Here is an 8,858-nt window from a genome sequence, read left to right on the forward strand (position 1 = left end):
ATCTCAGATCGGTGGCCATATGTTATTGTAATCTTGATCATCATCTTCCAGAAGGAGGTTGCCCATGAGACTCACAGAAAGTGTTTTGCATCACGAATCAAAAATTGCCACAATTACACTCAATAATCCATCGAAGCGCAACGCGTTATCGAAGTCTGTTTTAGAATCGCTTGCCCTCGATTTGCATGAAATTGCACGAGATCAAAACATTCATGTGGTCATCCTCAAGGCACACGGTCCGGTGTTCAGTTCCGGTCATGATTTGCGCGAAATCATCTCTAGTCCATCTGAAGAAGTGCTTAGTCTCTTTCAAACCTGTGGCAGTGTCATGACGGTCATGCGGGAGATCCCTCAAATTGTCATTGCTGAGGTGCAAGGAATTGCAACCGCAGCAGGATGCCAACTCGTTGCGGCAAGCGATTTAGCAGTCGCATCAACTGACGCAAGATTCGCTACACCTGGTGTCAAGATTGGACTTTTTTGCAGCACGCCAGCAGTTCATCTTACACGCAATGTCGGTCGAAAAAAAGCAGCAGAAATGTTATTTACAGGAGAATTTATTTCCGCTACTGAAGCACTTGAGCATGGATTGGTCAATCGTCTCGCGGATCCAGACACTCTTCATTCCTCCACATACGAACTCGCTCAGACGATCGCACAGTACAGTTTATCTACACTTTCAGCAGGAAAACGTTTTCTGTATCAGCAGTACAACATGACAGATGAACAGGCCCTGTCCTTTGCAACTCAAGTGATCTCACTACAAAGTACAACTCCTGATGCAAAAGAGGGAATTTCTGCATTTTTAGAAAAACGACCGCCACAATGGCGGTAAATACGTCTTGTGAAGACAGGATGTGCTGGGTTTGCTTACGAGCAACCCAGCACATGAAAATTTGTAGAGTTCATCACAATTCGCTTGCTTCACGAGTTTGAGAGATATTTTCCAATGCCTCTACTACATCGGCTGTCCGATATCCGCTGGCAACTCCCCAGTAATAAAAGAGCAATGACACAATGGCGACAACAACCATATCCCAAGGATAGGGGATCCAGTTTTTAAGTTCTCCGAGTTTCGCAGAACCGATGTACGTTAGTCCGAGCATTGCAAGTAAGAAAAGAATCAGCCAAATTCCACTCTTGATCGATTGTGCATCTGGTCGACGAATTTCATTAGGCATAATGAGGGCAAAGAAAGCATAAATGACGACTCCGATCAATAATGCAATCAATAGTTTTGAATCTGTTGCCCAACCTGTCCAATAAATGATGAGCGAACCAATCACAAATGCAATGGGTGCAATGAGTGATGCACCAGACAAATGGTAGGGCCGGTGAGCCTCGGAGGCCGTTTTTCGCAGGACCGCAAGCGATACAGGGCCGATGATATAAGTGAAAACCGTCGCAGAAGAAACAAGCCCTACAAGTGATTGCCAAGACGGAAAGGGGAGTAGAAAAATCAATCCCAGTACAAAAGCTGTTACTAAAGAAAAAACTGGAATTCCTGTACGAGAATCAACTTTAGCAAGCGCTTTCGGGAAATACCCATTGTTTGCAAGCGCATACAACACACGTGTTGTCGAAGCAATATAGACGTTGCCAGTACCTGCGGGTGACAGTACGGCATCCGCATATAATAGAGTTGCTAGCCAACCGAGATTTAAACTCGCTGCAAGTTGTGCAAAAGGCGCATTAAACGAAACACTTGGCCAACCATGTTGAAGAGCTTTAGGATCAATTCCAACCACAAATACCAACTCTAAGAGAACATAGAGTACAATTCCAATCACAATCGATGTAAGAAGTGCAAGTGGAATATCACGTTGAGGATTTTTTGCCTCACCGGATAGGTCAAGTGCTTGACGAAATCCTAAGTAGGCAAACACCACTCCAGATGTAGCGACCGCAACGAGGATACCCGATGTCCCCTCAGGTGAAAATCCACCTGCTTGTGTTAAATTTCCCCAATGTAACCCGGCGAAGAGAAAAATGATGATGGTTAACACGGGCATTATAAATTTCAAAAACGTAACGGTCGTATTCACTTTTGCAAAATACCGCACGCCAAAATAATTGACTAAAAAGAAGGCAAACATCAAAAGAGCCGCAAAAAAGAGACCGAGTCCAGTAAGGAGATTCGTCTGTGTATCCCAAAGTCCTGGAAACCAGTGTGCGGCATACTGCATAACCCCTTCTGCTTCGACAGCCGGGACTGAAGCATATGCGATCCAAGCGGCCCAACCCATGATGAAACTTGTCACGTGTCCATGACTATAGTGTGGATATCGTGCGATCGATCCCGATTCAGGAAGCATTCCGCCTAATTCAGCATAAACCAATCCAATTAATAAAACTGCTGCTCCACCAATAATCCAAGAAAGAATTGCTGCTGGTCCTGCATCTTGGGCAGCATACAAAGCTCCAAATAACCAACCCGATCCGATAATGCCTCCAACTGAAGCCATGATCAAATCGAGGAGAGATAAATCCCGCTTAAATCCTGCGTTCATTTCCCTTACTCCCTTCAAGGCAAAATATCAAGTTGAGTATTTAATGAAATAATAATGAATAAAACCTACAAATCTGACTATTCTATGTTTATCTATGATCCCCCATTTCTAAGAAACTGAGTTTTATGGGGAATAAGTATACTCTCTTCATTCTTTTAATTCAAATCATATTTACGGATTTTGCTGTACTGCACTTTTTTCACTCTAGGGTAGCGTGTGCATGCTATCATGGAGAAGGTAAGTTCACTGTATTTGATGTTTGTAATGGAGGCGATGGAGTGTTTCCCGTCAAATTTACGCCAATTCCTGTTCCGAGAATTTGGGGTGGACACCAGTTGAAGTCAATGTTTCACACACAACTCTCGGAACCGATTGGAGAGTACTGGGTATTGTCGGCGTATCCTACACGCCAGAGCGTTGTTGCAGAAGGGCCCTTGGCCGGGCAATCACTCAATGACCTTGTTCGCGTGTATCCGGAAGATTTTCTAGGCGAATCTCCACAGCCGCGTTTTCCGCTTCTAATTAAATATTTGGAAGCAGACCAAAATCTTTCTGTACAAGTCCATCCTAATGATGTCTATGCGCAAACTTACGAAAGCGACTTTGGAAAAACAGAAGCTTGGTACATTCTATCTGCACAAGGTGAGCGTCGCATCTGTCTTGGACACGATTTCAATTCACGTGCTGATTTTGAGAGCGCTATTGCTACTGGAGAAATCAAATCTCACTTACAGTATCGGGAGATCACTGCAGGTGAGATGGTTTATATTCCGGCGGGGACGGTTCATGCGTTACTAGCCGGGACAAGTGTGATAGAAATTCAGCAAACCTCTGATCTTACATATCGCATTTATGATTGGGATCGCGTAAGTAATGGTGGAGAAAAACGTGCTTTGCATATAAAAGAAGCTGCAGAAGTAATTAATTTTCCAACAGAAGAAACGAAAAAAAACGAAAACAAAATAGGCGTAATTGAAGAGCCAAAAAAGATCGTATCTCCTTATTTCATCATCGAGGAAATTGTGCTTGAAACCGATTTTCCTAATGGACAAAGCCGTATACTTACTTTTCATCTTGGACGTGAACGCAGTCCCGACATGATCATCTGCGTAAAAGGTAATGTTCAAATTCGCGTGGACAATGAAAAGTCTCCCGATTTCTCCTTGCACTTATCCCCTGGAGAAGTCGGATTGATTCCTGCGACCGTGCATTCCTATGAGATGATCTGGCACAAGGAATGCATACTTCTTCGCGTTCATTATTAAATTACGGTATACTTAAATTTGAATGAAGCGCGTATAGAGATGACAATGGAAAAGGTAGATAGAAAAAAGAACGATCCGCATAGAGAGGAATCATACAAATGGACTTGGGATTACAAGACAAACGGGCAATTGTGACGGCTGCATCACGTGGTCTTGGACGAGCGATCGCAACAGAACTGATCCAAGAAGGATGCCGAGTAGTCATTTCTAGCAGGAATGTAAAAGTTTTAGAGGAAACAAAAAAAGATCTAATGACAAAAACGGGGATTGATCCATCGCGCCTTTATGCAATTCCTGCAGATGTGACAAAAGAGAATGACATTGCTCAATTGATCGCAAAAAGCGCGCAAATATTGGGGGGAATTGATCTGCTTATCACAAATGCAGGCGGTCCTCCTGCAGGGACATTTGAACAATTATCTGATGAACAGTGGCTATTTGCAGTAAACCAAAATTTATTAAGTGTCGTGCGCCTCATCCGCGAATCTCTCCCATATCTAAAAAAGCAGAGAGGCGGGAAAATCTTAAATGTTTCTTCAGTCTCAGTGAAAGAGCCTATACCTAATCTCATTTTGTCAAATACGGTACGCACAGCGACCATGGCTATGCTTAAAACCTTAGCTCGAGAAGTCGCCAAAGATAACATCCAAATTTTAAATTTAGCACCAGGTCGCATACACACCGATCGAGTTCAGTGGCTTGATGAACAACGGGCAGTGCGAGAACAGAGAACGATTGAAGAAGTACGTCTTGATGAACAAAGTCATATCCCACTGAATCGTTACGGTCAACCTGAGGAATTTGGAAAATTAGCCGCATTTTTGCTCTCTCCTGTAAATTCCTACATGACTGGTCAAACCATCTTTATTGACGGTGGAGCAATCCGCAGCATGTAGATCCTATGTTCACATAAAGGAGTTACCTTGTGCTGACACGCTGTGACTGGGTTTCGCAAGACCCACTCTCGATACATTACCACGATGAAGAGTGGGGAGTTCCTGTTTATGACGATCTTAAGCTGTTTGAATTTCTCCTCTTAGAAGGATTTCAAGCTGGGTTAAGCTGGATTACTATTTTAAAAAAAAGGGAGAGCTTTCGTTGTGCATTCGATGATTTTATTCCAGAAAAAATAGCTGCATACGATGAACAAAAAATCGCACAGTTACTTCAAGACAGGGGCATCATTCGCAATCGCTTAAAGCTGCAAGCAGCCGTAGAGAACGCGCGCGCATATCTTAACATTCGAGAAATATATGGGACATTTTCACGGTACATGTGGTCTTTCGTGGATGGGAACCCCCAAATACATCACTGGCATCGCAGCGAAGAGGTTCCAACTTCTTCGCCGCTTTCTGACCATATGAGTACAGAACTTAAAAAGCAAGGATTCCGTTTTGTGGGAACGACGATTTGTTATAGTTTCATGCAAGCTACAGGTATGGTGATGGATCATACAGTAGATTGTTTTCGCTATCCCATACTTTCTTTGGCTCCCAATGTCCAGGCAAGTGACAGAGGTGATAGAAAACATGGTGGAACATTCTGAGTCGGCTGCGCTTGCATTTCGCGATGTAGTTAAGTCATTTTACGTCAAGGATACATTTATTCCGATTTTAAAAGGCGTCACAGCGGCTGTGGCACCGGGTGATATTGTTGCCTTGATTGGTCCCTCGGGAAGCGGGAAAAGCACGTTGTTATCGCTTTGTAATTTATTGATCACTGCAGATGCTGGGAAAGTATTTGTGGACGGGATAAATGTGCTAGATTGGAATATCACTGAATTGCGCCGTAAAGTTGGTCTTGTATTTCAAACACCGACCATTTTTCCTGGTACGGTACGAACCAATATTGAATTGGCGCGCGTATTACAAGGAGATACATTCAATCAACCTGAACGCTATCTACAAAACGTTGGCTTATCTGCGGATTTGTTGGATCATGAAGCAAGTGAACTTTCAGGGGGACAAAAACAACGAGTTGCTTTAGCGCGAGTACTTGCTACAGAGCCGAAAGTTTTGCTGCTTGACGAAGTGACCTCTGCACTCGATCCTTCTGCAGCTCGTGATGTTGAGGAATGGATCCTACATATCCATGAAAAAAACAAAACGACCATGCTATGGGTTACGCATAATCTCGAACAAGCATTGCGCGTCAGTCACTGGGTCTGGTTGATGATCGGAGGACAACTTATTGAAGTGACTGAAACAAGGCAATTTTTTACATCTCCACAAACCGAACTGGGGCGACTTTTTTTACAAGGCGAACTAAATGGGCAACGCATATAAATCGAGTAGGAAAGGAGCACTATTTCGTTGAGCTTGCTCACACTTTCTTTTACCTTAGCGTTTGTCGGGATCGCAATTTTACTTTCGATGTGGCTAAAATTAGGTGTGGAACGTGATATTGTCATTGCGACGATTCGCTCTTCGATCCAATTGTTGGCTGTCGGATATGTGTTAAAAATTGTATTTGGATTGAATAATCCGTTATTTATGATCCTCATGATCGCACTCATGATCGGGGTAGCCACTCAAAATGCTGCTAAACGGGGAAAGGGGATTCCCCGAGTCTCTTTCAAGATCTTATTTGCAATTGCGATCACTGAAATCATTGCCCAAAGTTTTCTAATTGGCCTGAATATCATCCCAGCAAAAGCGCAATATTTGATTCCGATTAGTGGCATGATTATTGGTAACGCAATGATTGTGAGTGGGTTATTGCTGAATCGTTTGCAAGCAGAAGCTCATTCCCATCGCCAAGAAATCATCACCGTTCTCGCTCTGGGAGGTACTCCCAAACAATCAATTGTACCTTTTGTCAAACAGGCCATTCGGGCAAGCCTTATCCCTACGATTGACAGCGCCAAAACCACTGGACTTGTACAACTGCCTGGGATGATGACAGGACAAATTATTGCAGGGGCAGATCCTATCCTTGCTGTGCGCTATCAACTCGTTGTACTATTTACATTTATGGCTTCTGCAATGATTGCCAGTATAACACTTGGTTTTCTCACTTATCCGAGTTTGTTTAATCGCTATCACCAACTCGTCCTTCCAAACTCCCATAACTAATTTTACCTTCGACTACAATTGCGCAATGTCTTGATTGAGCAAAGAAAGTCTTGTATGTAAAACGGTGTATTCGTTTTCACTTCTAAACGATGTACAATCATCTTATCTATACAAATAAGACGGTATCATTGGGATCGGGGGGCTTGTTTATGTTTTCTAATTCTTCTGATGACTCATGGGATCAATTGTCGAGAGTAGTAAAGAGTAAAAATGATCAGATTACTTACGAGGAGGTATACTCTCAGTTCAAATGGAACCTTCCTATGCATTATAATCTTGGCGTTGACGTTTGTGATCGACATGCAGACAGCCATCCAAGTGCGATTGCCCTCATTGAAGAAGATGAGAGAGGCAAAGAGATTATTTGGACTTTTCAAGAATTAAAAGTTTCCTCAAATCGTCTTGCAAATGCCTTGCGCGGACTTGGTTGTGAACGTAAAGATCGGATTGCTGTACTTCTCTCACAAAGTAGCGAGTTGCCGATTGCGCATATTGCTATTTACAAATTAGGCGCCATTGCTGTTCCTTTGTTTGCATTATTTGGGCCGGATGCGTTGTTACATCGCTTAAATGACAGTGGTGCAAAAGTTGTCATTACAGATGCAGCACATGCACACATAATCCTTGACCTGCGTTCGCAATTCACCACGTTACAATCCATTATTGTCACCGACCAGCAAATAAGAGATACGCTTTTCTTTACTGATCTGCAAAATGGAGCTTCTCCACAGTTTGATCCTGTACGCACGCGGCCAGCTGATCCGGCAGTGATTATTTATACATCTGGAACTACGGGTCCTGCAAAAGGAGCTTTACATGGCCATCAAATTTTATTAGGACATTTACCTGGCGTAAGCTTACCTCATGATTTTGCTCCCCATTTGGGAGATCGTTTCTGGACTCCCGCTGACTGGGCATGGATTGGAGGACTCTTTGATGTACTTTTCCCTGCTTTACATTGGGGGGTCCCTGTCGTGGCCCATCGCATGGCGAAATTTGATCCAGAACAAGCATTTACTCTGATGGAACGCAAGCAGATTAGAAATGTGTTTCTGCCTCCAACATCGCTCAAAATGATGCGCCAAATTCAGCGTCCGAGGGAGCGTTGGCATCTGCAACTGCGGACGATCACAAGTGGGGGAGAACCGTTAGGACAAGAAACACTGGATTATGCGAAAGAACAACTAGGCGTGACGATTCACGAATTTTATGGTCAGACAGAATGTAATGTAGTACTAGGGAACTGCAGTTCGCTTTTTCCAGTCAAAGCGAATTCCATGGGTCGTCCCATTCCTGGCCACCGTGTTGAAATCATTGATGCCAATGGACAACTGGTAAAATGCGGGGAAATTGGCGAGATTGCAATTCTCACCCCCGATCCCGTGATGTTTCTCGAATACTGGAAGCAACCTCATGCTACAAAACAAAAATTTATTGGTGATTGGCTTTGTACGGGAGATTTAGGATATAAAGATGAAGATGGATACTTCCACTTTGTTGGTCGTAAAGATGATGTTATTTCATCTGCGGGATATCGCATAGGTCCTTCTGAAATTGAAGAAACATTGACCCAGCATCCAGCTGTGCTAATGGCGGCTGCCGTCGGAAGCCCTGATCCTGTGCGCGGCGAGATCGTAAAAGCATTTGTAAAATTGCGAGCAGAGTTCACGCAAACGCATGAACTTGCAGTCGAATTGCAACAATGGGTAAAAACTCGTCTCGGAGCGCATGAATATCCTCGTGAAATCGAATTCGTCACAGAATTCCCGATGACTCCATCCGGGAAAATTCAACGTCATATTCTGAAAAAACGTGAACAAGAGCGTAAAAGTACAAGACCATCGACTTAGCAGATGGTCTCGTTCAAGCTTATTCTTCGTGCATTTCACCGATAAATTCCAAGGAATAAATTACAACGTATTTTTTTCGAAATAGGCTTTGACAGAGCAAAACAGGGTATGCTATATTACTCGATGTCGCCGCGAGCGGCGGCGCAAGAAGGTAGCGAG

The 8,858-nt window shown here is 43.5% G+C and carries 8 protein-coding genes; 7 read left to right on the forward strand and 1 reads right to left on the reverse strand.

Annotated elements, in window-relative coordinates:
- Positions 1-64 precede the first annotated feature (64 nt).
- Positions 65-835 carry an enoyl-CoA hydratase gene (locus BM613_RS10840; protein WP_109431204.1) on the forward strand — a complete coding sequence of 257 codons (771 nt, stop codon included), beginning with the start codon at positions 65-67 and terminating at the stop codon, positions 833-835.
- Positions 836-908: 73 nt separating this feature from the next.
- Here the strand turns inward: BM613_RS10840 and BM613_RS10845 are convergent, their stop codons facing one another.
- Complete coding sequence (locus tag BM613_RS10845) at positions 909-2,510, reverse strand: APC family permease (protein WP_109431205.1); 1,602 nt, start codon at positions 2,508-2,510, stop codon at positions 909-911.
- 278 nt (positions 2,511-2,788) lie between these two features.
- On the opposite strand from BM613_RS10845, the gene BM613_RS10850 reads away from it, so the two are divergent.
- The 6 genes from BM613_RS10850 to BM613_RS10875 all read left to right on the forward strand — a co-directional run bounded on the left by BM613_RS10850 (position 2,789) and on the right by BM613_RS10875 (position 8,699).
- Positions 2,789-3,775, forward strand: a complete 987-nt coding sequence (locus BM613_RS10850; RefSeq protein WP_181363070.1) for a type I phosphomannose isomerase catalytic subunit — start codon at positions 2,789-2,791, stop codon at positions 3,773-3,775.
- A 98-nt stretch (positions 3,776-3,873) separates the two neighbouring features.
- Positions 3,874-4,671 carry an SDR family oxidoreductase gene (locus tag BM613_RS10855; protein ID WP_109431207.1) on the forward strand — a complete coding sequence of 266 codons (798 nt, stop codon included), beginning with the start codon at positions 3,874-3,876 and terminating at the stop codon, positions 4,669-4,671.
- Positions 4,672-4,703: 32 nt separating this feature from the next.
- Positions 4,704-5,321 carry a DNA-3-methyladenine glycosylase I gene (locus BM613_RS10860; RefSeq protein WP_109431213.1) on the forward strand — a complete coding sequence of 206 codons (618 nt, stop codon included), beginning with the start codon at positions 4,704-4,706 and terminating at the stop codon, positions 5,319-5,321.
- Positions 5,272-6,060 (forward strand): ABC transporter ATP-binding protein, encoded by a 789-nt coding sequence (locus tag BM613_RS10865; RefSeq protein ID WP_245926361.1) that lies wholly within the window; start codon positions 5,272-5,274, stop codon positions 6,058-6,060. Before BM613_RS10860 ends, BM613_RS10865 begins: the two co-directional genes overlap by 50 nt.
- Positions 6,061-6,087: 27 nt before the next feature.
- Entirely contained in the window at positions 6,088-6,849 is a 762-nt protein-coding gene (locus BM613_RS10870) for an ABC transporter permease (protein ID WP_109431209.1), read from the forward strand.
- A 149-nt stretch (positions 6,850-6,998) separates the two neighbouring features.
- Positions 6,999-8,699, forward strand: a complete 1,701-nt coding sequence (locus BM613_RS10875; protein WP_109431210.1) for an acyl-CoA synthetase — start codon at positions 6,999-7,001, stop codon at positions 8,697-8,699.
- Positions 8,700-8,858: the final 159 nt, after the last annotated feature.

This window comes from Sulfoacidibacillus thermotolerans (assembly GCF_003144315.1).
GTDB classification, from domain to species: Bacteria; Bacillota; Bacilli; order Alicyclobacillales; family SLC66; genus Sulfoacidibacillus; species Sulfoacidibacillus thermotolerans.

Bases quoted from the DNA above. Each gene is read 5' to 3' on its own strand.
- BM613_RS10845 (WP_109431205.1), bottom strand. From the start codon at position 2,510: ATGAACGCAGGATTTAAGCGGGATTTATCTCTCCTCGATTTGATCATG.
- BM613_RS10855 (WP_109431207.1), top strand. From the start codon at position 3,874: ATGGACTTGGGATTACAAGACAAACGGGCAATTGTGACGGCTGCATCA.
- BM613_RS10875 (WP_109431210.1), top strand. From the start codon at position 6,999: ATGTTTTCTAATTCTTCTGATGACTCATGGGATCAATTGTCGAGAGTA.
- BM613_RS10865 (WP_245926361.1), top strand. From the start codon at position 5,272: ATGTCCAGGCAAGTGACAGAGGTGATAGAAAACATGGTGGAACATTCT.
- BM613_RS10840 (WP_109431204.1), top strand. From the start codon at position 65: ATGAGACTCACAGAAAGTGTTTTGCATCACGAATCAAAAATTGCCACA.